The 25,445-nt window shown below is 68.9% G+C and carries 24 protein-coding genes; 10 read left to right on the top strand and 14 right to left on the bottom strand.

Going from position 1 to position 25,445, the window contains the following annotated elements; translation table 11 throughout:
• Nucleotides 1–3 precede the first annotated feature (3 nt).
• The 4 genes from LRQ07_RS00665 to LRQ07_RS00650 are packed head-to-tail and all read right to left on the bottom strand — an operon-like array spanning nucleotide 4 to nucleotide 4,644.
• Nucleotides 4–852 (bottom strand): ABC transporter permease, encoded by an 849-nt coding sequence (locus LRQ07_RS00665; RefSeq protein WP_232762952.1) that lies wholly within the window; start codon nucleotides 850–852, stop codon nucleotides 4–6.
• Nucleotides 849–1,802: an ABC transporter permease gene (locus LRQ07_RS00660; RefSeq protein ID WP_256535518.1), complete on the bottom strand. Its 954-nt coding sequence runs from the start codon at nucleotides 1,800–1,802 to the stop codon at nucleotides 849–851. Before LRQ07_RS00660 ends, LRQ07_RS00665 begins: the two co-directional genes overlap by 4 nt.
• Before the next feature lie 2 nt (nucleotides 1,803–1,804).
• Nucleotides 1,805–3,451 (bottom strand): ABC transporter substrate-binding protein, encoded by a 1,647-nt coding sequence (locus tag LRQ07_RS00655; RefSeq protein WP_256535517.1) that lies wholly within the window; start codon nucleotides 3,449–3,451, stop codon nucleotides 1,805–1,807.
• Between the two features lie 29 nt (nucleotides 3,452–3,480).
• Nucleotides 3,481–4,644 carry a C45 family autoproteolytic acyltransferase/hydolase gene (locus LRQ07_RS00650; RefSeq protein WP_256535516.1) on the bottom strand — a complete coding sequence of 388 codons (1,164 nt, stop codon included), beginning with the start codon at nucleotides 4,642–4,644 and terminating at the stop codon, nucleotides 3,481–3,483.
• 103 nt (nucleotides 4,645–4,747) lie between these two features.
• Between LRQ07_RS00650 and LRQ07_RS00645 the strand changes: the two genes are divergently transcribed.
• Nucleotides 4,748–5,635, top strand: coding sequence for a MurR/RpiR family transcriptional regulator (locus tag LRQ07_RS00645; protein ID WP_153244674.1), 888 nt, complete (start codon nucleotides 4,748–4,750; stop codon nucleotides 5,633–5,635).
• 112 nt (nucleotides 5,636–5,747) lie between these two features.
• Here LRQ07_RS00645 and LRQ07_RS00640 read toward each other — a convergent pair whose 3' ends face one another.
• The 4 genes from LRQ07_RS00640 to LRQ07_RS00625 all read right to left on the bottom strand — a co-directional run bounded on the left by LRQ07_RS00640 (nucleotide 5,748) and on the right by LRQ07_RS00625 (nucleotide 10,564).
• Nucleotides 5,748–6,653: a glycine betaine ABC transporter substrate-binding protein gene (locus LRQ07_RS00640; protein WP_256535515.1), complete on the bottom strand. Its 906-nt coding sequence runs from the start codon at nucleotides 6,651–6,653 to the stop codon at nucleotides 5,748–5,750.
• Nucleotides 6,654–6,711: 58 nt separating this feature from the next.
• A complete protein-coding gene (locus tag LRQ07_RS00635) occupies nucleotides 6,712–7,710 on the bottom strand; it encodes an ABC transporter permease (RefSeq protein ID WP_256535514.1) in 999 nt (332 codons plus the stop codon).
• Nucleotides 7,710–9,011 carry a quaternary amine ABC transporter ATP-binding protein gene (locus LRQ07_RS00630; RefSeq protein ID WP_256535513.1) on the bottom strand — a complete coding sequence of 434 codons (1,302 nt, stop codon included), beginning with the start codon at nucleotides 9,009–9,011 and terminating at the stop codon, nucleotides 7,710–7,712. Before LRQ07_RS00630 ends, LRQ07_RS00635 begins: the two co-directional genes overlap by 1 nt.
• 353 nt (nucleotides 9,012–9,364) lie before the next feature.
• Nucleotides 9,365–10,564 carry a class I SAM-dependent methyltransferase gene (locus LRQ07_RS00625; RefSeq protein ID WP_256535512.1) on the bottom strand — a complete coding sequence of 400 codons (1,200 nt, stop codon included), beginning with the start codon at nucleotides 10,562–10,564 and terminating at the stop codon, nucleotides 9,365–9,367.
• Nucleotides 10,565–10,668: 104 nt separating this feature from the next.
• Here LRQ07_RS00625 and LRQ07_RS00620 point away from each other — a divergent pair, with 104 nt between their 5' ends.
• The 4 genes from LRQ07_RS00620 (at nucleotide 10,669) to LRQ07_RS00605 (ending at nucleotide 13,913) form a co-directional block, all read left to right on the top strand.
• Nucleotides 10,669–11,058: a GntR family transcriptional regulator gene (locus tag LRQ07_RS00620; protein WP_047523878.1), complete on the top strand. Its 390-nt coding sequence runs from the start codon at nucleotides 10,669–10,671 to the stop codon at nucleotides 11,056–11,058.
• Nucleotides 11,055–11,969 (top strand): ABC transporter ATP-binding protein, encoded by a 915-nt coding sequence (locus LRQ07_RS00615; RefSeq protein WP_256535511.1) that lies wholly within the window; start codon nucleotides 11,055–11,057, stop codon nucleotides 11,967–11,969. Before LRQ07_RS00620 ends, LRQ07_RS00615 begins: the two co-directional genes overlap by 4 nt.
• On the top strand, nucleotides 11,969–12,655 hold the full coding sequence (locus tag LRQ07_RS00610; protein ID WP_256535510.1) for a hypothetical protein: 687 nt from the start codon (nucleotides 11,969–11,971) through the stop codon (nucleotides 12,653–12,655). Before LRQ07_RS00615 ends, LRQ07_RS00610 begins: the two co-directional genes overlap by 1 nt.
• Nucleotides 12,656–12,803: 148 nt before the next feature.
• Nucleotides 12,804–13,913 carry an FUSC family protein gene (locus LRQ07_RS00605; RefSeq protein ID WP_256535509.1) on the top strand — a complete coding sequence of 370 codons (1,110 nt, stop codon included), beginning with the start codon at nucleotides 12,804–12,806 and terminating at the stop codon, nucleotides 13,911–13,913.
• 5 nt (nucleotides 13,914–13,918) lie between these two features.
• Here the strand turns inward: LRQ07_RS00605 and LRQ07_RS00600 are convergent, their stop codons facing one another.
• Complete coding sequence (locus LRQ07_RS00600) at nucleotides 13,919–14,512, bottom strand: winged helix-turn-helix domain-containing protein (protein ID WP_256535508.1); 594 nt, start codon at nucleotides 14,510–14,512, stop codon at nucleotides 13,919–13,921.
• A gap of 74 nt (nucleotides 14,513–14,586) precedes the next feature.
• On the opposite strand from LRQ07_RS00600, the gene LRQ07_RS00595 reads away from it, so the two are divergent.
• Nucleotides 14,587–15,885: an MFS transporter gene (locus LRQ07_RS00595; RefSeq protein ID WP_256535507.1), complete on the top strand. Its 1,299-nt coding sequence runs from the start codon at nucleotides 14,587–14,589 to the stop codon at nucleotides 15,883–15,885.
• 36 nt (nucleotides 15,886–15,921) lie between these two features.
• On the opposite strand, the gene LRQ07_RS00590 is transcribed toward LRQ07_RS00595, so the two are convergent.
• A complete protein-coding gene (locus LRQ07_RS00590; RefSeq protein WP_131492870.1) occupies nucleotides 15,922–16,140 on the bottom strand; it encodes an SCO4848 family membrane protein in 219 nt (72 codons plus the stop codon).
• A gap of 66 nt (nucleotides 16,141–16,206) precedes the next feature.
• Between LRQ07_RS00590 and LRQ07_RS00585 the strand changes: the two genes are divergently transcribed.
• From LRQ07_RS00585 to LRQ07_RS00570, 4 genes are all read left to right on the top strand, one after another.
• A complete protein-coding gene (locus tag LRQ07_RS00585) occupies nucleotides 16,207–16,887 on the top strand; it encodes an RNA polymerase sigma factor (RefSeq protein ID WP_248539353.1) in 681 nt (226 codons plus the stop codon).
• Nucleotides 16,884–17,339 (top strand): hypothetical protein, encoded by a 456-nt coding sequence (locus LRQ07_RS00580; RefSeq protein ID WP_153243294.1) that lies wholly within the window; start codon nucleotides 16,884–16,886, stop codon nucleotides 17,337–17,339. The genes LRQ07_RS00585 and LRQ07_RS00580 overlap by 4 nt, the downstream gene beginning before the upstream one ends.
• Before the next feature lie 56 nt (nucleotides 17,340–17,395).
• Nucleotides 17,396–18,964, top strand: coding sequence for a S8 family peptidase (locus tag LRQ07_RS00575; protein WP_256535506.1), 1,569 nt, complete (start codon nucleotides 17,396–17,398; stop codon nucleotides 18,962–18,964).
• Between the two features lie 207 nt (nucleotides 18,965–19,171).
• The gene (locus LRQ07_RS00570; protein WP_256535505.1) at nucleotides 19,172–21,622 is read left to right on the top strand and encodes a CHAT domain-containing protein; all 2,451 of its coding nucleotides are present in this window, start codon (nucleotides 19,172–19,174) and stop codon (nucleotides 21,620–21,622) included.
• Between the two features lie 247 nt (nucleotides 21,623–21,869).
• On the opposite strand, the gene LRQ07_RS00565 is transcribed toward LRQ07_RS00570, so the two are convergent.
• From LRQ07_RS00565 to LRQ07_RS00550, 4 genes are read right to left on the bottom strand one after another with little or no spacing between them, the layout of a single operon-like run.
• Nucleotides 21,870–22,646, bottom strand: coding sequence for a DeoR/GlpR family DNA-binding transcription regulator (locus LRQ07_RS00565; RefSeq protein ID WP_232762967.1), 777 nt, complete (start codon nucleotides 22,644–22,646; stop codon nucleotides 21,870–21,872).
• Nucleotides 22,646–23,500, bottom strand: coding sequence for a class II fructose-bisphosphate aldolase (locus LRQ07_RS00560; RefSeq protein WP_256535504.1), 855 nt, complete (start codon nucleotides 23,498–23,500; stop codon nucleotides 22,646–22,648). The genes LRQ07_RS00565 and LRQ07_RS00560 overlap by 1 nt, the downstream gene beginning before the upstream one ends.
• Nucleotides 23,497–24,441: a 1-phosphofructokinase family hexose kinase gene (locus tag LRQ07_RS00555; RefSeq protein WP_256535503.1), complete on the bottom strand. Its 945-nt coding sequence runs from the start codon at nucleotides 24,439–24,441 to the stop codon at nucleotides 23,497–23,499. Before LRQ07_RS00555 ends, LRQ07_RS00560 begins: the two co-directional genes overlap by 4 nt.
• The gene (locus LRQ07_RS00550; protein ID WP_256535502.1) at nucleotides 24,438–25,430 is read right to left on the bottom strand and encodes an ROK family protein; all 993 of its coding nucleotides are present in this window, start codon (nucleotides 25,428–25,430) and stop codon (nucleotides 24,438–24,440) included. Before LRQ07_RS00550 ends, LRQ07_RS00555 begins: the two co-directional genes overlap by 4 nt.
• Nucleotides 25,431–25,445 lie beyond the last annotated feature (15 nt).

The following is a 25,445-nucleotide window of genomic DNA, read 5'->3' as shown; positions in this document are numbered from 1 at the left end:
CACTCATCCCTTCGCAAGAAGTCGGTCGGCCACACGCACCCCGGCGACGTTCACCGCGATGACGACGAGGGCGATGGCAGCACCGGGCACCAGCGTCGGGAGGAACTCTCCCTGGATGATGCCGGGTTGCCCCTCCTGCACCATCAGGCCCCATTCGGAACTCGGAGGCTGCGCGCCGAACCCGAGGAAACTCAACGTCGCAAGGCTCATGAGAGCTTCCCCGAAGAGCACGACCAGGTATCCGACGAGCGGAGGAAGCAGGTTCGGGATGACTCCGCGCAGGCAGATCGTCAAGCCGCCGAGCCCCTGAACCCGGTAGGCGTCGATGTAGGGACGCGTCATCTCGCTCAACGCAAGGCTGCGCGTGTACTTCGCGATCACCGGTGCATAGGCGAGCGCGAGTGCAACGATCGCTGTTGCGGGACCCTTGCCGAACACGGCGATGACGAGCACGACGAAGAGCAGGCCGGGGAACGCGAACATCACGTCGGTCACGCGGGCCAGGACGGTATCGATCCACCCCCCTCGCCACGCCGCCAGCACGCCGATCGCCACACCGAGGATCGTGGCGAGCACGAGCAGCACCACCGGGCCCACCAGCGTCTCTCCTGCACCGATGAGCAACCGGGAGAAGAGGTCGCGTCCGAGTTGGTCCGTGCCGAGCAGGTGCTGTGCGCTCGGACCTTCCCAGATCGCCGCGAAGTCGACACTGTCGGCCTCGTAGGGGGCGAGGAGGGGGGCGAAGGCGGCCGCGACGGCGATGAGGGCGAGGAAGCCGCAGGAGATCCAGAACCCGAGGTCGGATCCGGACCGCCGGCGTCTGCGAACCCGCGGGAGCAGGATCGAGGTCATGCGGACACCGCCCTTCGTCCGATTCGGGGGTCGAGCACGGGCAGGAGCAGGTCGACGATCGTCGTGACGATCATGTAGGCGACGACCATGAAGAGGAGCACCGCTTGCACCACCGGGAAGTCATGCGTGTTGATCGCATCGACGAGAAGCGAACCGACGCCGGATATCCCGAACACCGTCTCGACTGCGACCGTTCCAGCGATCATGCTCGCGATGACGAGCGCGATCATGGTGATGATCGGCCCCCAGGCTGCGCGCAAGACGTGATCACGTACGACATACCGCTCGCGCAGCCCCGAAGCGCGGGCAGCCTCGACATGCTCGGAAGAGAACTGCTCGATCATCGATTGGCGCGTGACACGACTCACGATCGCGAGCGCGGTGACGGCGAGGGTAAGCGCAGGAAGAGTGAGCGCATACACGCGATCGAATCCCGCCGTACCTGCGCCGGCGACCGGGAACCACCGCAGCTCCACGGCGAAGAGCGCGACGAAGGCAATGCCCAACACGAAGGAGGGGATGCTCGCGGCGAGGGTCGTCGCTCCGGTGATAGCGGTATCGACCGCCTTCCCCCGGCGCACGGCGGCCATGACACCGAGACCGATGCCGACCACTGTGAGCAGGATGGCTGCGTATGCGACGAGCGACAGGGTGATGGGCACCCTCGCGGCGAGAAGAGCACTCACCGGCTGGTGGTACTGGAAAGACTGGCCGAAGTCGCCGGTGAGGACTCCCGCGGCCCAGTGCCCGTACTGAACGAGCATCGGCTCGTCGAGGTGGTACTGGGCCCGGACGCTCGCGATCCGCTCCGGGGTCAGGTTCTCAGGGTTGCCGATGAGGAACGTGACCGGATCACCCGGCGCGGCGTACATCGCAGCGAAGATGATGAAGGAGGCGATCACCAGCGTGAAGACCATGCCGGCGAGCTTGCGGAACGCGAGCGCCACCACGACTACCCCTTCGTGCTGCCGAGGTCGACGGCCCACGGGTAGTAGATGAAGGCCGCAGAGGCCGGTACGCCGGTGACGTCGTTCGACATAATGAGCGTCGACGGCGTCGCCACGACCGGGATCCACACGGCGTGCTCCACCCAGCGCTTCTGCAACTCGATCGTGATCGCGGCGCGCTCGACGTCGTCCGTCGCCGCGTAGCCTTCATCGACCAGCGCATCGTATTCCGGGTCGGCGAAGACGCCGAAGTTCACGCTCGCATCGGATGCGCCGTTCTTGTAGAAGCCGAGCGGGTCGTTCTTCGAGATGTAGTACTCATCGGGCCACAAGTCCGCCTGACCCCGCAATTCGGGGTCGGAGTAGAAGTCGCCGTACTGCACCTGGGGGATCACCGTGATCTCCGCCTCCAGCCCGATGGACTGCGCGGCGGACACGAGCGCGTTCGCGATGACGTTGTGCGTCGACGACCCGTTGGACGCGACGACGATCGGGGCGGACGGGACGCCTGCCTCGGAGATCAGGTCTTCGGCGGCGGCGAGGTCGGCATCGCTCGGCTTCGCGGGCGCTCCTTCGAGTGCGTCGTACGCCTGCTCGAAGGTATCGACCTGGTATCCCCAGGCCCCCGATCCGACCGGCGTCTTCCACGGCTGGGCGAGACCGCCGAATGCGGCAGCGGCCACCCCGGTGCGATCGAGAGCGAGCGAGAGCGCCTGACGGACGCGCTCATCCGTCAGCGCGCCACGATCTGTCGTCTCGAGCACCCAGGCGTTCGTCGAGGGCCCTTGATAGACGGAGACGTCTGCGCTCTCGATGAAGCTCCTCGCGGCACCTGCGTTCTCGAGGAAGGACCCCTGGGCTTCGCCCGTCGTGACCGAGTTTGCGATCGCAGTCTCATCGGCCCAGCGGAAGACGATCTCGTTCGTGAGGGCGTCGACGTCTGAGTTCCAGTAGTCGGCGAACTTGGTGATGGTGAGCTGCGACCCCGCATCCCACGAGGTCACCTCGTACGGTCCACTGCAGGCGGAAGCGGAACCGGGGCTGCCGAAGTCCTCCCCTTCGGCTTCGATCACACGCGGGTTCCAGACGATGCCACCGTCGCCCGCCATCGCCTGGAGGAGGATGGCGTCCGGCTGCGACGTCGTGACGGTGATCTGGTCATCGCCGGTCTGTTCGATCGCGACCACGTTCCGGTACTCGTCGGATTCGGCAGCACCCTCAGCGGAATGTCGCTGCATGCTCCACAAGACGTCGGCGGTGCTCACGGGGCTTCCGTCATGGAACAGCGCGTCCTGCCTGATGGTGAAGACGAGATGGGTGTCATCGATCCACTGCGCGTCTGATGCCAGCCCCTGCCCGAGGGTGAGGTCAGGTTGCACCTGCATGAGCCGATCGCAGACATTCGCGAGGACCGTGTCGTCGGCGGTGGTGGCGTCGATGTCGGCGTCGAGCGTCGTCGGCTCTCCTCCGAGCATCCAGGTCACGGTATCGAGTGAGCCGGCAGCGGCAGGTGTCGTCGCGCCGAACGGGACGTCGAACGCGGTGTCGCCGCCACCGTCGTCGTCCGAGCTCGAGCTGCAACCGGCCAGGACGAACGCCGACGCTGTGATCGCGCCGATCATCAACGTGATGGGGTGATGCTGCTTCTTCATTGAACGCTATCTCCTCGTGTTTCAGTCTGTCAGTGGGTGGGGTCGTAGAGATTCCAAGGCAGCACCTCGTACTCGGTCTCGCACGGGAACCCGTTCGCGACGCGGTACTCGCCGGTCGTCAGATCGACGCAGCTCGAGAGGAGCGTCGACCACTGCTTCACCGGAGGACTGTCAGGGTGCGGATGTGTACAGACCCCTTCGGGGAAACCGATGTGATCCGACATCGCCTCGCGGACGAATGCGTAGCTCTCCTCGGGTGACTCCGCCATCGCCACCCTGGCGAGTCCCGCCTCGACACGCGGCAGACGGAGCAGCGAATCCGCGGATACCGGAAGGTAGGACCCGGCGAGCTGCGGGGGCACGGATGCTTGGAAGTGGTTGGTGTGGGCGATCACACCGCGTTCGGGATAGATCCAATCCACACCGCTCGGCGTGGTCTCGAGATCGATGCCGAATCCGCTGCGGTCGGCGAGCAGGGCGTTGCTCGCGATATGGGGCCGCGTCTTGACGAGCGTCCTGAGTGCGCTCGCGATATCGCCCTGGTCGAGGACGAGTCGACGGATCAAGGTCTGCGGCACTCCGACCGCCTTGCCGAAACTTCCACCGAGACCATTGGCATTGAGCGAGATCCCCGCGGAGTTGGCTCCGTGGCGGCCCACCTGACCGGCCTCGACCTGCATGATCACCGTGGGAAGCGGATCCTGCACGACGCGGACGATGAGGGTCGTACCCGCTGTACGCGTGCGCCAATCCCAGTTCTGTCCGACGAGGGTGTGCCCCGTGCCGCTGCCCTCCCCGGTGAGGAAGAAGGATGTGCACCCGTCGACCGCATCACGTTCATCGTCGTCGACCCGCGCGGCCGCGGTCACACCTTTCGCGGGGCCCTGGTGGTCGTAGACGAACTCCCCACGCACGTTCAAGGTGAGGATCTCGGCGAAGGCGACGCCCGCTCCCTCCGCGATCCCGCGCATCTCCTCGATCAGATGCGGGGCGATCTGCTCGCTGATCGGAAGCCACTGCGAGACGGAGGCCGTGATCTCGGCCCAGCTCATGCCCGTCTGCTGGGTCAACGCTTCCTTGTAGTACTCCAGCGATCCTGCGATGAGGTCCGCAGCGGCTTCACCGTAGAGGCGCCCACGTTCGCGAGGTGCGCCACTGATCTCGATCATGCGGATCGGCGTCGTGGCCGGCATGGGACCTCCCTGTCTGCTGAGTCTGTTGCGGAAAGTCGATGCACCCGGGATGATTGAAACATCCGTTACGGATGATGCGCCTCTCGAACAGAATGATACAGCAATGGAACCGTTTGTAACAAGTGATACAGATAATCCCGCGCTCTCCGGTCTCCGCGCGCGCATCGCCAGGACATGGAACGACCTCTCGAAGTCCGAACGAGCCGTCTGCCGCGTCCTGTCATCGACCTCCGCCGAGCACATCCTCTACGCGAGCGCCGCCGAGCTCGGCACCCAGAGCGGCACCTCGAACGCCTCGGTCGTCCGCACCCTGCAGAAGCTCGGGTACTCGGGACTCTCGCACTTGAAACAGGAGGTCGCGGCGCCCTTCTCCAGCAGCGTCTCCCCCGAGGTACGGCTCAAGACGCGCATCGAGCACATCGGGCAGGATCTCGCCCGCATCCAGCAGGAAACCTGGGACGAGGCCGCATCACTCATCGAACTCGCCCGCACATCGAACGACGACGACGCGTACTCCGCGGCGATCACGCTGCTCATGCGCGCCGAGAGCATCTACTGCTACGGCCTCGGCGCCTCCGGCATCGCCGCCGAGAATCTCGCACTGCGCCTGCGGCGTACGGGCCTCACCACGCGGCGGCTCAGCACGGACGGCTTCCGCCTCGCCGATGAGGTCATGAATCTCGGGGCGAAGGACATCCTCGTCATCTTCGCGCCTGGGCGGGTGACCCGTGATATCGACGTGCTCCTGGATCACGCGCAGTTGATGGGCGCCGGCGTCATCCTCGTGACCGACGAACTCCATGACCGGCTCTCGTCACGCGTCGATACGATCCTGACCGCACCGCACACCCCGACGGGACTGACGTCTGAGAGCCTTTCGGCCATTCTGATCTCGGACGTGCTGGTGCAGGGCATCTCTGCCGTCGCGCCAGACGCGGCATTGCGCTCCTCGCAGCTGCTCAACGATGTTCGGGCCCGCTTGGGCTACTGACTCCCGCCCCGAACGCAGAAGCTCCCGTCGCACTCCTGCCGCCCGGCGGACCGGGACGACAGAGAGTGCGACGGGAGCGAACCCTTGACGGGGGTGTGCGACCCGGATCAGGTCAGCTGGTGACGGTCCAGTCGAACTCGTCGCCGAACTCCTTCAGCCACGCGTCGACCGCGTCGGCTTCCTTGCCCTCGCCGTACTCGTTGACCACGAGGTCTTCGAGTGCGCCGTACTGGGCGTCGTCGAGCTTGATCTTCCCGATCAGCTCCGCAGCCTCGGGGAACTCCTCGGCGAAGCCCTTGGTACCCAGGAAGTGCAGGCCCTCGGCCTCGCCCATGGCACCCATCGGGTCTTCGAGGTCCTTCATGCCGAAGGCGTCGTTGGCCCAGAAGGGACGCCACAGCGTGACGACGAGGTCTTCCTGCTTGTCGGTCGCGGTCTTCAGCTCGGTGAGCATCGCGGCGGTCGACGAGGTGACGAGCTGGTACTCGCCGTCGAGGCCGTACTCGGGGATCATCTTCTCAGTCTGGGCGGTGAGGCCCGCACCCGGCTCGATGCCGATGATCTTGCCGTCGAACTCGGCACCCTTGCCCTTGAGGTCCTCGATCGAGTTCAGCTCGGAGTACTCCGGCACCGCGATCGTGAGCTTGGCGTTGTCGTAGTACGTGCCGATGTCCTCGATGTCGTCGCCGTACTCCTCCATGTAAGAGGCGTGCGTCAGCTCGGGCCAGGCCGAGGGGTACATGTCGACGTCGCCCTGGGCGAGTCCGGTGTAGAGCGGTCCGGCTTCGGTCAGCGTCTTCATCTCGACCGTGTAGCCGATCTTCTCGAGCTGGTCCTGCAGCAGGTATGCGGTGCTCAGACCGTCGGTCCACGAGGGCAGGAAGCCCAGCGTGATGGTGCCCTTGTCGTCGGCGTTGCTGTCGCCGCCCGTGCCGCCTGCACCGTCGCCGCTGCAACCCGCGAGGGTGAGCGATGCGGCGATGCCGACTGCGGTGAGTGCAAGGATCTTCTTCTTCATGTGATTTCTCTCTCTCAGTTCCGTATGGGTGTTGTTCCGTAGGAGTTATGGATAGTGCTCAGAGGGGGCCGCCGCCGACAGCGCTGCGCCGAGGAGCGACCGTCTCGCGCTCCGCCTGATCCGCGGCATCCTTCCGGTCGACGTCCTTCTCGGGGGCGGATGCTGTTCCGCTCCCACCGCCGTTCGGCGTGCGGAGCCGCTCGATCATGCTGAGCAGCGAGGAGCGGTTCTCGCCGGGTGCCCCCAGCGCCGCCGTGACGCGGTCGAGGAAGACCGCGATCAGCACGACGCCGAGACCGGCCTCGACGCCCTTCGGGATGTTGATCGTCGAGATCGCCTCGACAACCATCTTCCCGAGTCCGTCCGCGCCCGCCATTCCGGCGATGACCGCCATCGACAGGGCGAGCATGATGACCTGGTTGACGCCGGCCATGATGGTGGGCATCGCGAGCGGAAGCTGGATGCCGCGCAGGATCTGCCCCGGCTTCGCACCGAACGCCTGTCCGGCCTCGACGGTCTCGGAGTCGACTCCGCGGATGCCGAGCTCGGTCAGACGCACGCCCGGGGGCAGCGCGAAGATCACGGTGGCCACGAGGCCGGGCACCACGCCGATGCCGAAGAACACGATCGCGGGGATCAGGTACACGAATGCCGGCATGGTCTGCATGAAGTCCAGCACGGGCTTGAGCACCGCACGCACGGTGGCGTTGCGCGCCGACCAGATGCCGAGCGGCACGGCGATCAGCACGGCGATCACGGCCGCGACGAGCACGAGCGCGAGGGTCTGCATCGCGGGAACCCAGAGGTCCATCCCGACGATCAGTCCGAACGACACGATCGTGCCGAGCGCGAGCTGCCAGGACCGCACGATCCACGCGATGAGCGCGGCGATCACGATGATGACGGGGAAGCTCGGCGTGAGGAGGATGGTCGTCAACCCGTCGACGAGGAACCTCATCACGAACGAGATCGCGTCGAGCAGGCCGTCGAGGTTGTCCTTGATCCAGTCGACGACCGATTCGATCCAGGTCCCGATGGGAATGCGGAATCCGTCCATCAGCGCACCTCCTCCGTCGTCGGGGCATCCGCCGGTTCAGCGGTCCACCCGTCATCGAGCACCGCATCGATCTCGGCCTGCGGCATGGGCATCATCGGCAGGGTGATCTCCTCGGTCGCGCCCGGACCAGGGCCCAGCGCCGCGAGCAGGGTCACGCGGGGGATCACACCGACGAGTCGACCTTCGGCATCCGTCACGGCGAGCGGCAACGGCGACTCGACGGCGGGCACGAACAGGTTCATCAGCACGTCGTCTTCACGCACGCTCTGCGGCACCGGCTTGACGACGGAGTCGAGGGTGGTCGCGCCCTGGCGGACGAGCTTGACCGCGTCACGGTCTGTCACGACGCCGACCAGCTGCCGGTCGCGACCCACCACATAGGTCGCTGACATGTAGGCATCGCGCATCTGGCGCAGGGCCGTGCGGGGGCCAGCGGTGTGCGGCACGACGGGGCGCGGACGCTCCATCACGTTGGCCGCGGTGAGAACGCGGGCACGGTCCACGTCCTGCACGAACTGCTCGACGTAGTCGTTCGCCGGGTCCATCAGGATGTCCTCGGGCGTACCGATCTGCACGATGCGACCGTCGCGCATCACGGCGATCCGGTCCCCGAGGAACATGGCCTCGTTCAGGTCGTGCGTGATGAACACGATCGTCTTCTGGAGTTTCTGCTGCAGTTCGAGCAACTGCTCCTGCATCTCGCGGCGGATCAGCGGGTCGAGCGCGCTGAACGCCTCATCCATCAACAGGATGTCGCTGTCGGCGGAGAGCGCGCGGGCGATGCCGACGCGCTGCTGCATGCCGCCGGACAGCTCGGAGGGAAGCTTGTCGCCCTGACCCTCGAGACCCACCAGGGCGAGGATCTCCTCCGCCTTGGCCAAGCGCTCGGCCTTGGGCGTGCCCTTGAGCTCGAGAGGGTAGGCGACGTTCGCCGCGACCGTGCGGTGCGGCAGCAGGGCGAAGTGCTGGAAGACCATCGAGATGCGGTCGCGACGGATCTCGCGAAGCTTCGAGGCCGGGATTCCGGTGATCGGGTCGCCGTTCACCGTGACGGAGCCGTCGGTCACATCATGCAGGCCGTTGAGCATGCGGATGATGGTGGACTTGCCCGATCCGGACAGGCCCATGATGACGAAGATCTCCCCGCGGTTCACGGTGAAGCTGGCGTCGATGACCGCTGCAGTGCCGGCGTCGGTCACGGCGGCTCGGCTCTCACCAGCCTTCAGGCGACGGACGGCGGTGTTCGGGTTCTTACCGAAAACCTTGTATAGATTGCGCGCTTCGAGAGCGATTTCGGACACGTTTCCCCTGCGGCTCGCCTTCGGGTGGCTGAGCCTGCTTCGGTTACGTCCGGGTGATGCTCTCGAGGCCGTTCGACATGTCTGCTGTGGCGGCACAGACGGTGGATTTCGGATCCACCGCGATAGAGCATCGACCGTACGCCCACGCCTCTTCGCAGCACAGCTCATCGAAAGAAGGACGTGATCGCGGACTGGTCTTCGGGCCGTCAGGCCCACGTTCCAACTTAACGAAATGGCCGATCAGGGGCAAATCCCGGCAGTGTGGCCACGTTCTTTTTCTTCCGCTGACCGGGGGATTGCACAGGTATCCAACGATCGCATAACGGGCATTCGTCGAGGGTCGAAACGCGCGCTCAGCGGCCCTGGACGCTGCGGGTCACGGTGAACTTCGGGGTGCGTCGGAGCTGTTCGGTGGCGCCGATCAGACGCGTCAGTTCGGCGCGGTATCCGAGGGAGGAGTTGTAGACCGTGAAGAGCTCGCCACCCGGTCGGAGCACGCGGGCCGCGGCATCGAAGAGGCGGGTGGCGGCGCCCGTGTGGATGCTCGTGCCGAGGTGGAAGGGCGGGTTCAGCAGGACGATGTCGAACGAGCAGTCCGGCAGCTCGGACCCTGCGTCGTCATGCATGACCGTGACGCGGTCGGCCACCCCGTTCGCGGACGCCGTCGCTCGCGCAGATGCCACGGCTGCGGCCGAGCGGTCGGTCGCGGTCACACGTGCCTCCGGATGTGCGAGGGCGAACGAGACGCCGAGCGCGCCGGTACCGCAACCGAGATCGAGCACGCGTGGCCCCTCCGTCGCGTTCACAACTCCGGAAGAATCCTCGCCGCCCACCCCGATCGGGCCGTTTCGGGTCTGATTCCCGCCATCTTTGAGGAGTTGTGAACCACCCAGACCGAGCACTTCGCACAGCACCCGCGTGCCGATGTCGAGACGAGCGCCCGCGAACGCGCCACCGTGCGCGACCAGGGTCAGCCCATCGTGCTGGGCCGTCACGGGGAACGGCGGATCCGCGGGGACGGGAAGGGGTCCCGACGCGTCGATCAACCGGGACTTCCGCTCGGCGCGCTGCGCCTGCACGTGCGCGAAACTCCGCCCCAGCACCTCGTTCTGGGTGAGTGTCATGTGCTTCACCCGGCCGCCGGCCACGAGGACCACGTCGGGCGCGGCCCAGCGTGCGACGGCATCCGCGATCTCCTCGAGCTCCGCCAGTGCTTTCGGGAGCTGCAGCACCACGAGACGAGCACCGTCGAGCAGCGCGGGCTCGAGCTCGTGCGAGACGAACCCCGTGATCCCAAGCTCGTCGGCGTTCCGCTGCAGTGCGCGGCGCCCCGTCGCGAGGTCCTGGTGGACCCGGACACCGTCGAGTCCGGCGTCCGTGAGCGCCAGGGTGATCGCACCGAAGCCGTCACCGATGACCACGGTCTCGGACCCCGGAGCACCGAAGGCGCGCGCCCGGTCGACGAGCAGCTCATCCGTGGCATCGTGCGCCTGGAGGTTGTCCGCCTCGACATCGGGCCAGCGGCGCAGGCGGCTGTAAGGGAACTCCGGCACCAGCCCACTGTACGCGCGGACGAGGTCGGCGAAGGGGTTGACATCAGTCGAGGTTCTATGGTTACTTAGTCGAGTAAGTAACCCACTAACCACGCGGAGGACTCGTGATCGAAGAAGGCAAGCCGCTCTTCCTCCAGATCGCCGAGCAGATCGAGGACTCGATCGTCGACGGCTCGCTCGCCGAAGAGGCGCAGGCCCCTTCCACGAACGAGCTGGCCGCGTTCTACCGGATCAACCCCGCCACCGCAGCCAAGGGAGTCGCCATGCTCACCGACAAGGGAGTGCTCTACAAGCGCCGAGGCATCGGCATGTTCGTCGCCGAAGGCGCCAGGGACCTGCTCCTCGGCGAGCGCCGCGCCGCCTTCGCCGACCGCTACATCGACCCGCTCCTCGCCGAAGCCCGCACACTCGGGCTCGGCGCCGAAGACCTCGCGGACCTGCTCCGGCAGCGCGCCGCACACACCACCGACGCAGAAGGGAAGACCCCCGCATGACCACCGTCATCGAGGTGCAGAACCTCAGCAAGCGCTACAAGGAGAAGCGAGCACTCGACAATGTGTCGCTCGCGATCGAGGGAGGCGCGATCTACGGTCTGCTGGGCCGGAACGGCGCCGGCAAGACGACCCTCATGTCGATCCTCACGGCGCAGAACTTCGAGTCCTCCGGCACCGTCAAGGTGTTCGGCGAGCACCCCTACGAGAACGCGCACGTGCTCAGCCGCATCTGCTTCGTGCGCGAGAGCCAGAAGTACCCGGACGACGCCTATCCGAAGCACGCTTTCAAGGCCGCGAGCCTGTTCTTCCCGAACTGGGACCAGGCGCTCGCCGATGAGCTCATCGACGAGTTCCAACTCCCGATGAAGCAGACGATCAAGAAGCTCTCCCGCGGTCAGCTCTCGGCCGTCGGGGTCATCATCGGACTCGCCTCGCGCGCCGAGATCACCTTCTTCGACGAGCCCTACCTCGGCCTCGACGCCGTCGCCCGACAGATCTTCTACGATCGTCTGGTCGAGGACTACGCCGAGCACCCGCGCACCGTCATCCTCTCGTCCCACTTGATCGATGAGGTGTCCAACCTGATCGAGAAGGTGATCGTGATCGACAACGGTCAGATCCTCCTCCACGAAGACACGGATGCCGTGCGCGACCGCGCCGTGACCGTCGTGGGCGACGCCGGGAAGGTCGACGCCTGGGTCGGCGACCGCGAAGTTCTGCACCGCGAGGCGCTGGGCCGCGTGGCCTCCGTCACCGTCCTCGGCACCGTGTCGGCGGAGGAGCGCGCGGAGATCACGGCCTCCGGACTCGACCTCGCCCCGGTCTCACTGCAGCAGCTGATCGTGCGTCTCACCCAGAAGGCCGAGGCCGGCTCCCCGAGATCGGCCACCACGAAAGAGGAGGTGCGCTGATGCGACGCACGCTCAACGTCATCCGCCTGCAGATGATCAATCGACAGACCTTCATCTGGGTCCCACTGATCATCCTCGCCGGAGCAACCCTGATCTCTGTGCTGATCTATGCGATGATCCCGGGCGACTCCCCCAAGTACGGCGGCGGCGGTCAGGCGCCCCTCTGGTACTTCTTCGCCATCGGCCTCTCGGCCATGACGCTCACCTTCCCGTTCTCCCAGGCGATGAGCATCACGCGTCGTGAGTTCTTCTTCGGCACGATGCTGACGGCGGTCCTCGCCAGCACCTTCATGGGCGTCCTCTTCCTGATCGGCGGAGGCATCGAGGTCGCCACGAACGGCTACGGCGTGAACGGTTGGGTGTTCTATCTCCCGTGGCTGTGGGAGGCAGGCCCGCTCGGAGCGTTCGTCGTCTACTTCGCCCTCGCACTGTTCTTCTTCGTGGTCGGGTTCACGGGAGCCACGATCTACAAGAGCTGGGGCCTGATGGTACTGACGATCGTGTGGATCACGCTGGCGCTCGTACTCGTCGGCCTGGTCTACCTCGTGACCCGGCTCGAGCTGTGGGGCCAGGTCGGGGCTGGCATCGGCGACCTCGGAGCCGTCGGGCTCGCGCTCTGGGGCCTCGTGGCCACCGTGGTTCTGATGGGCGTCTCGTTCCTCGCCTTCCGGAGGGCGATCCCCTAGCGAACCACCCGCCGTCGACGCCGATCGCCCTCCTCGGGCGGTCGGCGTCTTCGCGCGCTACCGGCACGTGCCCGTCGACGCAAGCCTGTCGCGGGCACGACGTCGACCGCATACTGTCGCGGTGTCCGCCGTCCGAGGAGAAGATGCCGTGACCCCGAGCCGACCCCGACTCCCCGCGCGACGCGTCGGAATCGCCCGTGCCCTGCACGATGCGGTCCGTCCGGCGCGGCTGCTGCTGGTGGCCAAGACCGCCCTCGCGGTGGCACTCGCGTGGCTGATCGCTCCGCACATGCCCGGAGTCACGCAGGAGTATCCGTACTACGCACCCCTCGGCGCGCTCGTGAGCATGTACCCCACCCTGATGGGATCCGCGAGGTCGAGCCTGCAGACGCTCCTGGGCCTCGCCACCGGGATCGGACTCGCCACTGTGGTCGTGCTGACCGTCGGACCCAACTGGTGGACGATCCCCCTCGTCGTCGCGATCGGGGTGCTGCTCTCGGGCACGGGCTGGTTCGGGGTCGGACGCGAGTACGTGCCGATGGCGGCGCTCTTCGTGCTGATCATCGGCGGGCAGAACGCCGACGACTACTCGCTCGGGTACCTGACGCAGACCGCGGTCGGAGTGGTGATCGGGCTGGTCGTGAACGTGGCGATCGCCCCGGCGCCTCTCACCGTGGCCGCGGCGGGGCAGCTGGCGGCGTTCCGGGAGCAGTTGGCGACGCACCTGCACGACATCGGTTCGGCGGTCTCCACGTCGTGGCCTCCCGAGAACGAGCAGTGGGCGGAGGACGCGGAGTCGCTCGCCGACACCTCGGCCGAGCTCCGGGCAGCGCTGGCGGAGGCCGAGGAGAGCAGGCGGGGCAACCCCCGCGCGCGCGGGCATCGCACCCGCGTCCAGGCCAGCTATGCGGAGCTCGCCGCGCTCGATCGCATCGCCCACTTGATCCGCGACATCGCCGACGGGATCGCCGACACCATCTGGGACCGACCCGCGGGCATCGCCCTCGACGCCGCACTGCCCGAGCCTCTCTCCGCCGCCTGCCATGCGGTGGCGGACGTGATCGCGCGGGGCGATGCGTCATCGAGTGAGGATCACCGCGCACGTGAGGACGCCGCACGGGCGATCCGTATCCTCCTGGAAGTCATCGACGAACGCACGGTCGATGTGCGTCGCACGATGGGGCCGGGGGTGCTCACCACGATGCACCTGCGTCGCATCCTGATCCTGAGCGGCACTCCCCGCACGGAGCCGGCGTAGCCGCGTCAGATGGAGTCGTCGGCGGCGATCAGATCCAGCTGCCAGTAGCGGCCGTCCGGATCACTGCTGTCGTGCGCCTCGCCCGCCGCGTCCAGCACCTTGCCGAAGCTCGCCATGGCTTCCTCGAACTCGGCCTGGGTCAAGCGGATGGTGCGCTGCATGAAGGAGGCGTGCACTTCAGTGGTGCGTCCGGCGACGTACTCGGGCGTCCACGCCATGACGCGTCGCACCAGATCCTGGTGGTCTTCGACCAGGGCGGCGACGACCGCGAGCCGAAGCTCGTCGTCGGCGACCGGGCTCTCCGGGCCGCCGACATTGAGCGCGCCGTTGCGCCCCGTCCACACCCGATCCCGCCGATCGCGGGCCTTGTCAGGCGCCTCCTCGATCAGACCTGCCTCGAAGAGCGCGCGCAGGTGGAAGCTGGCGCTGTTGGCGGGCACTCCGAGTTCGGCGGCGATGTCGGCGGCACGGAGGAAGTCGCGCCGCGAGAAGAGGCGGATCATCTGGCGCCGAAGCGGATGCGAGTAGGCCTTGAGCATGGCCGTCGTCATCCAGACCGGATCTTCGCTCGTGCCCTTCTTCGCGCCGTCCTCCGTCATGTGCCGATCCTACCCGCGCCGTAAATTGCGCAATGATACTTGCGCAATTGTTCTTGCGCATCTAATCTCGACGCATGACCACCCGGACCGCGCCGCACCGCCTCTGGCGGAACACCCGGTATCTCACCTGGCTCGTGAGCGACACGAGCAAGGGCCTCGCCGCCGCACTCTTCGGCTTCGCGATCCCGCTGCTGGCCCTGATCGTCACGAACGACCCCGCCCAGGCAGGCATCATCGGTGGCGCGGGCATGATCGCGCGTCTGCTGATGACGCTCGCCGGCGGCGTGCTCGCCGATCGACACCGGCGCATCGCCCTGATGCTCCTCGGCTCCGTGATCGGCATCGTGCTCGCGGGCGGCTTCACCCTCCTCGCCCTCGGAGACGCCCTGACCTTCGGCTCGCTCCTCGTGATCGACGTCCTGCTGGCCGCACGCAGCGGTCTGTTCGACGTCGCCGGCGAGAGCGCGATCAAGGAGATCGTGCCCGACGAGGCGATGGGACGCGCCCAGGCCGCGAACCAGGGACGGGATGCGGCCCTCCAGCTCGCGGGCGGCCCCCTCGGCGGTCTGCTCCTGGGCGTCGGCGGATGGCTCGTCGGCGTGGCGATGACCCTGTGCCACGCGATCGCCGCTCTGACCGCCTGGCTGCTCGGACGCCAGGCCCGCCGCGCCGGGGTGGTCGACGAGGGTGCCGCGCAAGACGACTCCGCCGCCCCCGCCGCGAGGAAGCCGAACGCGTGGGCCGAGCTGCGCGAGGGGTTCCGGTGGCTGTTCTCCCGCCCCGACCTCCGCGGGGTGCTGTTGATCACCACGATCATCAACCTCGGCTTCAACGCCGCGATCACGACCGTCATCTACGCACTCCAGCAGGAGGGCTACCCGGAGTTCGTGATCGGCACGCTCTCCGCGTCGATCGGCGCGGTGATGCTCGTCGGCGCCGCCTGCGCACCGATGCTCGTGCCCCGCATCCGGGCCGGAGCGCTCACGATCGCGGGACTCGCCGTGGTCGCGGGAGGTGCGGTCGCGCTGTCGACGGTCGCCGAGCCGTGGGCCATCGCGCACGTGCTGGGCGCATCCGTCCTGCTGCTCCCCTCCCTCAACGCCGCGATGCTGGGCTACTTCATGGTCGCGACCCCGAGCGCGCTCCTCGGTCGCGCCAACAGCGCCGCCGGCGTGCTCGCGATGGGCGCCATGCCGCTCGCGCCTCTGGTCGCGGGATTCGGACTCGCCTGGATCGGACGCGAGGGGACGCTGCTGATCTGCGCCGCGCTGTGCCTGGTGTCCGTGATCCTCGCGGTCGGCAACCGCGCACTGCGGGCCCTGCCCGTCGAGTCGGGCTGGGCGACGCACGCCGAGCAGTTCGAATCCGCCTGACTCCGTCGCGGGTCGGAGTGCCGGGGCCCGGAGCGTCTAGAGCGCGCCGGCGAGAGCCGCGATGCCGGCGATCACCGAGGCGAGGGCGAGCGCGAGGGCGATCGCGATGAGGACGACGTGCACCGTGAGGAACGGCGTGGCCTTGCCGTTCTCGTCCCGCGCCCGCGGATCCTTGGCGACCCGCTTGTAGAACTGCGGCCAGACGACGGCGTTGAAGGCGGCGTTGAGGAAGAGCAGAACGGCGAGGAGGGTCACCCCTCAACGCTATCCGGATCCGCCGCGGCCGCCGACCGGGGCGAAGCGAGGTTTTTGGACTCGGACATGTATCAGAAAGCCCTTGCCGTGCTCCTGGTAGGTGTGATCACAATGGGCTTCATGATCGACGGTGCACCCGGCGCTGCGCTCGATCCTGCCTCGGACGACGGGCTCTCCCGATGGGAGCGCGCCGCGAACCTGTTCGATGCATGGCGCGAGGGCAGCAGTCGCGCCATGGACGAGCTCGTACATCTCATGACACCCGTGCTGTGGCACGTGGTGCGGGCGTACGGGCTCGAACGCACGCTCGCGGAAGACGTCGTGCAGACGACCTGGCTGCAGCTGGTGCGCGGGCATGAATCGATCAGCGACCCCCGCGCCGTCTCCGCCTGGCTGACCACCACCGCCCGGCGCGAAGCCTGGAAGGTCGCGAAAGCGCACGGACGCGTCGACACCACCGACACCGACGACCTCGACACCCTTCTTCCCGAGCAGGCGTCTGCCGAAGAGCACGCGGCGCGCGGCGATGAGAACCGTCGGCTCTGGTCGGCCGTGCGCCGACTCAACGAGCGCTGTCAGAAGCTGCTGCGCGTGATCGCCTTCGAAGACCGCCCCGACTACGCCCGGATCGCCGGCGACCTCGCCATGCCCATCGGCAGCATCGGCCCCACGCGGAACCGGTGCCTGGCCAAGCTGCGCGCCCTCCTGGACGCGCCACCGGCAGCGCAGACAGGGGGACTCGCATGACCGAGCACGAGGACGCCCAGATGTTCGCCCGACTCCGCACGCTGTGGAGCGAGGTCGATCCGATGCCGGCGGGACTGATCGACCGCATGGTCGCGGCGGTCGCCGCCGACGGCCTGAACCGCGAATACGCGCTGCTCACCCTGGTCGAAGGGGAGCTCGGCGCGGTGCGCGGCGAGGCCGATGCGCTGACCCTGCAGTTCAGCGACGGCTCGACGAGCATCCTGCTGCACGTCACACGGACGGCGTCCGGTCGGCGCCGCGTCGACGGGTGGGTCGACACCGCAGCGGCGGAGATCGTGCTGACCCAGGGTGAACGGACCCGATCGACCGCGCCCGAGGAGACGGGGCGCTTCGTGTTCGACGAGGTGCCGCCCGGGCTCACGCGCGTGCGGCTGACGACCCAGATCGGGGACGAGACGCGTACGCTCGCGACCCCGCAGTTCGAGCTGTGACCGCGGGCAGCGCCCGTCGATGATGCCGCGGGGAGACCCGCACCGAGAGGATGACGATGGAGCAGCCCAAGGGATGGACCTGGCAGGACCGCGCAGAGGGATCGATCCGCCGGGGCACGGCACTCGATCCGAGCACGGAGCCGGTGGACGGGATCCGCGCCTATCCGACGGCCTACCTGCCAGAGCGACTGCTGATCACCCGCGTGCTCGGCGAGGATGAGGCCTACGACCGCGAGGTGCGCACTCTGCGTGACGCGGCGGACACCTTCGGCTGGCAGCTCGAGATCGAGGACGGCAGCCGCTCGGCGGTCGACGGCGAACTGGTTCCGGGCGTTCCCGGCTTCCTGCGCGCACGACTGCGGACTCCCGACGAACCGGTCCGCGGCGAATCACCCGTGGCACCCGACGCCTGGCGGGTGCTCCAGCGCGCCCGCCGCATGTCCCGCTCGACGATGCCGCGCACCAGCCTCGATCACGTGCTGTCGATCGACCCGGTCGGGCTCAATCCGTTCACCCGTACCAACCCCTTCACGCGGACGAACCCGTTCACCCGCACCAACCCGATCCGGGGCGCGGGCGCGGCCGGAGGCAGCGATGACTACCTCGAGCCGGGGCGAGGGGCACGACAGCCGGTGACGTGGCTGGGCCCGGCGCCCGTGCGCGGTGCCTCCCCGAAACGCGGGCGTCGACCCGTGGTCGCGGTGCTCGACACCGGATGCGGGGAGCATGCCTGGCTTCCCGCCGACATCGTCACCCGCACGATCGACCTCGACGGTGTGCCGGTGGGACTCACGGACGATGCCGACCCGGAACGCTACCCCGACCTCTACGGGCAGCTCGACGGCGAGATCGACGCGGTCGCAGGGCACGGCACCTTCATCGCCGGACTCGTGCGACAGACCGCGCCGGACGCCGACATCCTGTCGATCCGCGTGGCCGGTGCTCTCGGCGTGATCGACGAGAGCACCCTGCTGGAGACGATCGCGCAGGTCGTCACGCTCCTCAGCCGCCACCGCGCCGACCCGAAGACCGGCTTCCCGATCGACGTCCTCAACCTCTCGCTCAGCTACTACCACGAGACACCGACCGACGGCCTGTTCAGCCTCACCCTGTTCCAGCTGCTCGCCAAAGCCCGGGAACTCGGCTGCGTGGTCGTCTGCTCGGCGGGCAACGACGCGATCGACCGCCCCTCCTTCCCCGCGTCGCTCTGGCCCTGGCCGGGCGCGGACAACGGCATCCCCTCGGACCGGAACGCACCGCTCGTGTCAGTCGGGGCGCTGAATCCTTCTGCACAATCGGTGGCGCTGTTCTCGAACATCGGGCCGTGGGTGCAGGCCTATGCGCCCGGTGCCGCCGTGGTCAGCACCTCACCCGCGTTCGTCGGCGGCACCCAGGCAGTGTCCCGCGCGGATGTCGATGGCCTTCGTCGGGAGACGATCGACCCGGACGACTACCGGGGCGGGTTCGCGGTGTGGAGCGGGACCTCGTTCTCGGCACCGTACGTCGCGGGGCGCATCGCCGCACAGCTGGGCAGCGTACCGATCGGGGGCGTCACGCCGGGCGTCGCCGCGAAGGCGGTCGCCGCCGTCCTGAAGTCCCTCCCGACTCCCGTCGACCCGCACTGACGTGCCCCGCGCCGCCCGCGCCGCCCGCGCCGCCCGCACCGCCCGCGCCGCCTCGCGGTACGGATGGCGGGGCGATTCACGGATGGCAGGGCGACACGCCGTCGCACGTCCGACATCCGTCCGTTCTCCCGACATCCGTCACTGAGGTGCGGCCGGCTCTCCCGACATCCGTAGCGGGACGGCCCTACGGCAGGGCATTCTGGAGCGATGCCCCTGTCCGCGATCGAGCTGCACCGACGTGGCGTCGAGGCGGCGAACGCGAGGAGGTTCACACAGGCGCGGCGCGCGCTCGACACCGCCTCGGCGCGCACCGACGACCCCGACCTGCGCGCACGGATCGACGGCACGGTGGCGTACGTCCTCGCCCAGAAGGGGCAGCCCGCGGCGGCCGAGCAGCTGTGCCGGAACGCCCTGGGGCGCTCCGGGCTCCGCCCCGAGACGATCGCGGTGCTCAGCGGTCAACTCGGCACGCTCCTCATGCACGGCGGCCGACTCGCGGAGGCGGAGGCCATGCTCACCCGCGCGATCGACACGTTGACGGCGATCGGCGACGAGACGACCGAGCTCGCGAACTGCCTGCTGAACCGCTCCGTCGTGCGGATGCAGCAGCGCGAGCTGGAGACGTGCGTCGAGGACCTGCGTCGCGCCGTCGCGGTGTACGAGGCGAACGACGACGAGGGCCCGCTCGCCGAAGCGCGGCACAACCTCGGCTATGCGGCGCTCCTCGGAGGCGACCTCGTCACCGCCCTCACGCAGATGACCCGTTCGCGCCCGAAACTCGCGGCGATCAGCGACCTCGCTGCGGCGATCAGCGACCTGGATCGTGCCGAGGTGCTCCGCGATGCGGGGCTCACCACCGAGGCGGAGGCGCTGCTCGCCCAGGTCGCCGCCGCGTTCGGGGCGCAGCGGATGAGGCAGGCCAGAGGCGAAGCCGAGTTCCATCTCGCCCGCTCGCTCCTTCGCCACGACCCCGCTGCCGCGGAGCGGGCGGCCCGGACCGCGGCGCGGCGCTTCACCGCGCTCGCGAACCACGGATGGGCGGCCCGCGCCGACGCCGTGCGGTTGGAAGCAGGGCAGCGCGCCCACCCGCAACGCGCGATCGATGCGGACGAGTTCGACCGCGTCGCGAAGGCTCTCGACCGTGCAGGATTCCGCACCGAGGCGACCGGTCTGCGGCTGAGTGCCCGCCGAGACGGCCGCGGGCGCCTGCCCCGGCTCGACGAGAACGCTCCGACCCCGCTCCGCCTTCGCGCCCAGGAAGTGCGGGCTGCGCGCGCCACCTCGGCCGGACGCGACCGGGAGGCGCTGCGTGCTGCCGCGGCCGGACTCGACCTCCTCACCACCTGGCAGCAGTCTTTCGGTGCGCTCGACCTGCAGGCGTCGGTGGCCATGCACGGCAGTGACCTGATGTTCGCGGGGCTCTCCGCCGCGGCGAGACTGAAAGAACCGGAGACCCTGTTCGAGTGGTCGGAACGCGCACGACACCTCAGCCAGCAGGTCGCACCGGTCCGGCCTCCGCATGACGAATCCCTCGCCGTCGATCTGGCGGAACTGCGGATGCTGCGCGCCGAGCTCGCCGGCGCCGACTGGACCAGGGATGCCAGGGTGCGGGCCCTGCGCGACCGGGTGCGAGAACGCCAGTGGACCATGACCGGGTCCGGCGGCACCCGCGAACGACTCGACCTCACGGAGGCTACAGCGCGACTCGCTCCCGGCACCACGGTGCTCTCCTACGTGTTCACGGGTTCCACCCTGCACGGCATCGTCGTGACGTCTTCGGGAGCCACGGTCGTCGACCTGGCCTGGACACGCGTGGAGGCGGCACTCGACGGTCTCCGCGCCGACCTCGACATGGCCGCGCTCACTCGTGGCGGGCTGATGGGGGCGGTGACGGAGCGGGCGCTCGCCTCCCGCCTGGCACTCCTCGATGCGGAGGTGCTCGCTCCCCTGCTTCGGGCAGCGCCCCCCGCGGATCGGCTGGCGATCACCGTTCCGGGCGCCCTCGCCGGGGTGCCGTGGGCGATGCTGCCCGGCATGATCGGCGTACCGTTCACGCTCGCCACGTCGGTGTCGCGCCTGCTGGGCGGACCCGCACGTGGCGACTCTCCTCCGCGGTCGATCGGTTTCGCCGCCGGGCCCCGGGTCGCTCGGGCAGGAGACGAGGTGTCGCGGGCAGCGGCAGCCTGGCGCGGCGCAGACCGGACGCCGGACATCCTGGAAGGAACGGAGGCGACCGTCGCGGCTGTGACCGAGCTCGCGGCGCGCATCGACGTGCTGCACATCGCGGCGCACGGCCGGCACGCGGTGGACAACCCCCTGTTCTCGGGCTTCGAGCTCGTCGACGGCACCCTCTTCGGCTACGACGTCGACCTGATCCCCCGCGTCCCCGCGACGGTGATCCTGTCGGCGTGCGAACTCGGCCGCTCCTCGGTGCGCTGGGGCGAGGAGGCGTTGGGCATGACCCGCGTCTGGCTGCACGCGGGTGCCGACTGCGTCATCGCCGCGCCCGTCGCGGTCCCGGATGACGTCGCCGCAGAACTGCTGAGCGCCGTGCACACCGAGCTCTCCGCCGGCGCGGCTCCCGCCGACGCGCTCACGCGGGCCGCCCTCGACACCGGCCACACCGCGCCGTTCCAGTGCCACGGCGATGGATTCTGACCTTTTTCTCCAATCGGTGTATCAGAACGGACGCCGCGTGCTCCTGTTCTTCGGAAGGTGCCATGCGAAGGGCCTCGAAGGGAGAGGCGCGAGGGAGGCGCAGTCGGATCTGGGGAATCATGCGCGCTGGGGAGCGTGAAACACGACACGGACACCATCTGCTCGAGGATGACGCGGCACACCGCCGCGACACCCTCAAGGGGCCTCGACGATCTGGGGACGTCGGGGCCCTCAGGGTGTCCGGGGTTCAGGCGACCAGCACCGCGTACCCGGCGGCACGCAGGCCGGCGAGCGCCTCGGCATCGGCCCCCGCGTCTGTGATGACGGTCGGGAAGAGGTCGACGCCGCCGACGCTCGAGAAGGCCTCCACACCGAGCTTGCTGGCGTCGGTCACCACGACCGCGCGGCGAGCACGCTCGGCCATCATCCGGTTCACCGCGGCCTCACGCTCGTCCTGCGTGGTCGCACCGGCGGCCGCGTCCATCCCGTTCACGCCGATGAACGCGATGTCGAGGCGCACCCCGCGGAGGAGCTGCTCGACGAACGGCCCGACGAGTTCGTAGCTGCGCGAATGGATGACTCCGCCGGTCACGACCACCTTGATGTCGGGCCGCGTGGCGAGCTGGGCGGCGATGTTCACGGCGTTCGTCACGACCGTGATGCCGCCGTTCCCCGACAGGTCGTCGCGGGCGGCGAGCGCGGCGGCGATGGCCGTCGTGGTCGTGCCGCCCGAGAGCCCGACCACCATGCCGGGCGCGACGAGACCGGCCGCGACCTGCGCGATGCTGGCCTTCTCATGCGTGCGCAGATGGCTCTTGTACCGGATGGGCAGCTCGTAGGCGACGGTCTGCGCCACGGCACCGCCGTGCGTACGGGTGAGCAGACGCTGCTCGGCGAGAGTGTCGAGGTCGCGCCGGGTCGTGGCCGACGACGCGCCGAACCGTTCCACGAGCTCGTCGACCGTGACCTCTCCGCTCGCGGCGAGGAGATCGAGGATCGCGTTCAGCCGGGCAGCGCGTTTCATCAGGACACCGCGCCGACGGGTTGCAGCGCGAACAGCCGGAGCATCCGCGCAGCCTCCTCCGCGAGTGCGTCGCGGGCGGGGGCGAGGTACTTGCGCGAGTCGACCAGCCGCTCATCCGCCCCGAGCTTCTCGCGCACCGCGCGGGTGAAGAACCCGTTCAGGTGCGTCGAGACGTTGATCTTGGTCATCCCCGCACGCACGGCTTCGGCGATCACGCCATCCGCGACTCCGGACGATCCGTGCAGGACCAGGGGAACGGACAGCGCCTCATGCAGGCGACCGATCAGTTCGAGGTCCAGCGAGGCCGTGCGATCGGTCATCGCGTGCGAGGATCCCACCGCCACCGCGAGCGCATCCACCCCGGTCGCGGCGACGAAGGCCCGCGCCTCGTCGGGGTCGGTGCGCACACCCGGCGCATGGGCACCGTCCTTGCCGCCCACCTCGCCGAGCTCGCCTTCGACGTACACACCGGCCGCATGAGCACGAGCGGCGACGGCGGCGGTGAGTGCCACGTTGTCGTCGTAGGGCAGCGCACCGCCGTCGAACATGACCGACCCGAAGCCGAGCGCGATGGCTTCGTCGACCAGCTCAGGCCGCTCGGCATGGTCGAGGTGCACCGCCACGGGGGTCTCGGCGCGCCGTGCTACGGCGAGCGTGGCCAGTGCGATGGGCTCGAGCCCGCCGTGGTAGTCGGCGCAGTTCTGCGAGATCTGCAGGATGACGGGCAGCTGAGCGAGCGCGGCGGCGCGCACCAACCCCTCGGCCGTCTCGAGGTGGATCACGTTGAAGGCGCCGATGCCGGTCCCGGCGGCAGCTGCCGCAGAGACGAGGTCGCGAGCGGAGACGAGGGTCACGAAGGGTCCTTCCGGAACGAAGCGGGGTCGGGATACGAGAGGAGGAGCTGCTGTTCGAGCTCGGTCCAGCGGGGCGAGATGTCCCCGGCGAGGGGAGTCAGCACCGCGGCTGCGGACCACGCGGTGGCCCGGCGCAGGATCTGCTCGGGATCGCGCACGCCTTCGGCATACAGCACGGCGCAGGCGGCGACACCCGCGTCACCGGCCCCGGTCGGGTTGCCGGCGAGGGGTTCGTCGAGGCGCGCGTGCACGAGAGCGGATGCCGTGACGGCGAGCATCCCCTCTGCGCCGAGCGAGAGCAGCACGAGCTCGGTGCCGCGGGCGATCAGCGACCGCGCACCCGCCACCGGATCCGTGATGCCGGTCGCCTCGACGAGTTCTGCCGCGTTGGGCTTGAGCACGGTGGCACCGGCGTCCGCCGCCCGGAGGAGCGCGGGACCGGACGTGTCGACGATGACCGGCACACCGGCGTCCCTCCCTACCGCGATGAGCATGGGGAGCAGGGAATCGGGGGCGCCGGGTGGCACACTCCCGGAGACGACCAGCACCCGTGTTCCGGGGAGCCGCTCGACGACTTCGGCGAGCAGGGCGGCCCACTCGGGGTCGGTCGGGTTGCTGCCGCGCTCGTTGATGATCGTGGTGTCGCCGAGCGACTCGTCGACCACGGCGATGCTGCGTCGGGTCTCGGCGACGACGGGCACCAGAGCGTGCGGAACGCCGCTGCCGCGGAGTTCGGCCGCGAACTCCTGACCGACCCGGCCGCCCGTCGTGGTGATCGCGAGGACGTCCGCCCCCTCGGCGTGGGCCACGCGTGCCACGTTGAGCCCCTTGCCTCCGGCTCGGGCCGCGCCCGCGTCTGCACGGTGCGTGCCGCCTTCGATGAGGCGGTCGACCCGCCAGGTGAGGTCGAGAGCGGGGTTCGGGGTGACGGTCAGGATCACGTGAGCTCCCTGGCACGCAGGCCGGCGCCGAGCAGACCGGCGTTTCCGGAGAGCTCGGCGGGCACGAGGACGGGAAGGCGGTGGAAGCTGAGGCGTGCAGCCAGGCGTGTGCGCAGCTCGTCGAAGAGGGCACCGCCGGCGCGCGAGAGCCCGCCGCCGATGACCACAGCCTCGGGAGCGACCACGGCGGTGAGCTGTGCGAGCGACATCGTCAGCGCATCGAGGGCGGAATCCCAGATCTCCGCGGCGACCTCGTCTCCGGCCGCGGCTCGGGCGATCACATCCTTCGCGCCGTCGGGGGTGACGCCGGTCGCCTCACGGTAGCGTCGGGCGATCGCCCCGGCGGAGGCGACGGCTTCCAGACATCCCCGCGCTCCGCAGGCGCAGATCGGGCCGTCGGCGATCGGCGAGTGGCCGATCTCCCCCGCGTACCCGCCGGCCGTGTGGGGGATCCCGCCGATCAGCAGCGCCCCGGCGATCCCCGTGCCGATCACGAGCACGACCGCGTCGGCGTAGTCGCGGGCACCGCCGAGGCGTCGCTCCGCCCAGCTCGCCGCGCGGACGTCATGGTCGAACCCCACCGGCAGACCGAGGCGTTCGGTAGCGAGGTCACGCAAGGGGGAGTCGTGCCAGCCGAGGTTGCTCGCGAACACCCCGAGCCCCGCTTCCGCATCGACGATTCCCGGAACGACGAGCCCCACCGCTTGGGGCACCACGTCGGGATGCGCGGCACGGAGCTCGTCCGCGAGCACCTCGAGACGTTCGAGCAGCACCTGGGTGCGGTCGCCGTCCGCGATCGGCGTGGGCGTACGACGGAGTCCGAGGGCCGAGCCATTCGCATCGAACAGCGCCGACTTGATGTCGGTACCGCCGACGTCGAACGCCAGCACCGGCGCCCCCGCGCCGAGCGTCCGCACGGCCGCGAGCGCCTCGCCGGTGGCGTCGCGCACGACGTCGGGAACGGCGTCGGCCCCGTCAGCTCGGGTCATGGTCGGCTCCGGCGG

Origin of the sequence: Microbacterium sp. J1-1 (assembly GCF_024498615.1) — a bacterium.
In the GTDB taxonomy this organism is placed as follows: domain Bacteria; phylum Actinomycetota; class Actinomycetes; order Actinomycetales; family Microbacteriaceae; genus Microbacterium; species Microbacterium aurugineum.
Note: the sequence above shows the minus strand (reverse complement) of the source record. Positions and strands in the feature narration are given on the sequence as shown.

Coding starts and splice junctions, on each gene's coding strand:
- LRQ07_RS00665 (WP_232762952.1), bottom strand. CDS start 852: ATGACCTCGATCCTGCTCCCGCGGGTTCGCAGACGCCGGCGGTCCGGA.
- LRQ07_RS00550 (WP_256535502.1), bottom strand. CDS start 25,430: ATGACCCGAGCTGACGGGGCCGACGCCGTTCCCGACGTCGTGCGCGAC.
- LRQ07_RS00645 (WP_153244674.1), top strand. CDS start 4,748: ATGGAACCGTTTGTAACAAGTGATACAGATAATCCCGCGCTCTCCGGT.
- LRQ07_RS00635 (WP_256535514.1), bottom strand. CDS start 7,710: ATGGACGGATTCCGCATTCCCATCGGGACCTGGATCGAATCGGTCGTC.
- LRQ07_RS00655 (WP_256535517.1), bottom strand. CDS start 3,451: ATGAAGAAGCAGCATCACCCCATCACGTTGATGATCGGCGCGATCACA.
- LRQ07_RS00585 (WP_248539353.1), top strand. CDS start 16,207: ATGTATCAGAAAGCCCTTGCCGTGCTCCTGGTAGGTGTGATCACAATG.
- LRQ07_RS00570 (WP_256535505.1), top strand. CDS start 19,172: ATGCCCCTGTCCGCGATCGAGCTGCACCGACGTGGCGTCGAGGCGGCG.
- LRQ07_RS00565 (WP_232762967.1), bottom strand. CDS start 22,646: ATGAAACGCGCTGCCCGGCTGAACGCGATCCTCGATCTCCTCGCCGCG.
- LRQ07_RS00640 (WP_256535515.1), bottom strand. CDS start 6,653: ATGAAGAAGAAGATCCTTGCACTCACCGCAGTCGGCATCGCCGCATCG.
- LRQ07_RS00650 (WP_256535516.1), bottom strand. CDS start 4,644: ATGCCGGCCACGACGCCGATCCGCATGATCGAGATCAGTGGCGCACCT.
- LRQ07_RS00595 (WP_256535507.1), top strand. CDS start 14,587: ATGACCACCCGGACCGCGCCGCACCGCCTCTGGCGGAACACCCGGTAT.
- LRQ07_RS00610 (WP_256535510.1), top strand. CDS start 11,969: ATGCGACGCACGCTCAACGTCATCCGCCTGCAGATGATCAATCGACAG.
- LRQ07_RS00615 (WP_256535511.1), top strand. CDS start 11,055: ATGACCACCGTCATCGAGGTGCAGAACCTCAGCAAGCGCTACAAGGAG.
- LRQ07_RS00575 (WP_256535506.1), top strand. CDS start 17,396: ATGGAGCAGCCCAAGGGATGGACCTGGCAGGACCGCGCAGAGGGATCG.
- LRQ07_RS00600 (WP_256535508.1), bottom strand. CDS start 14,512: ATGACGGAGGACGGCGCGAAGAAGGGCACGAGCGAAGATCCGGTCTGG.
- LRQ07_RS00580 (WP_153243294.1), top strand. CDS start 16,884: ATGACCGAGCACGAGGACGCCCAGATGTTCGCCCGACTCCGCACGCTG.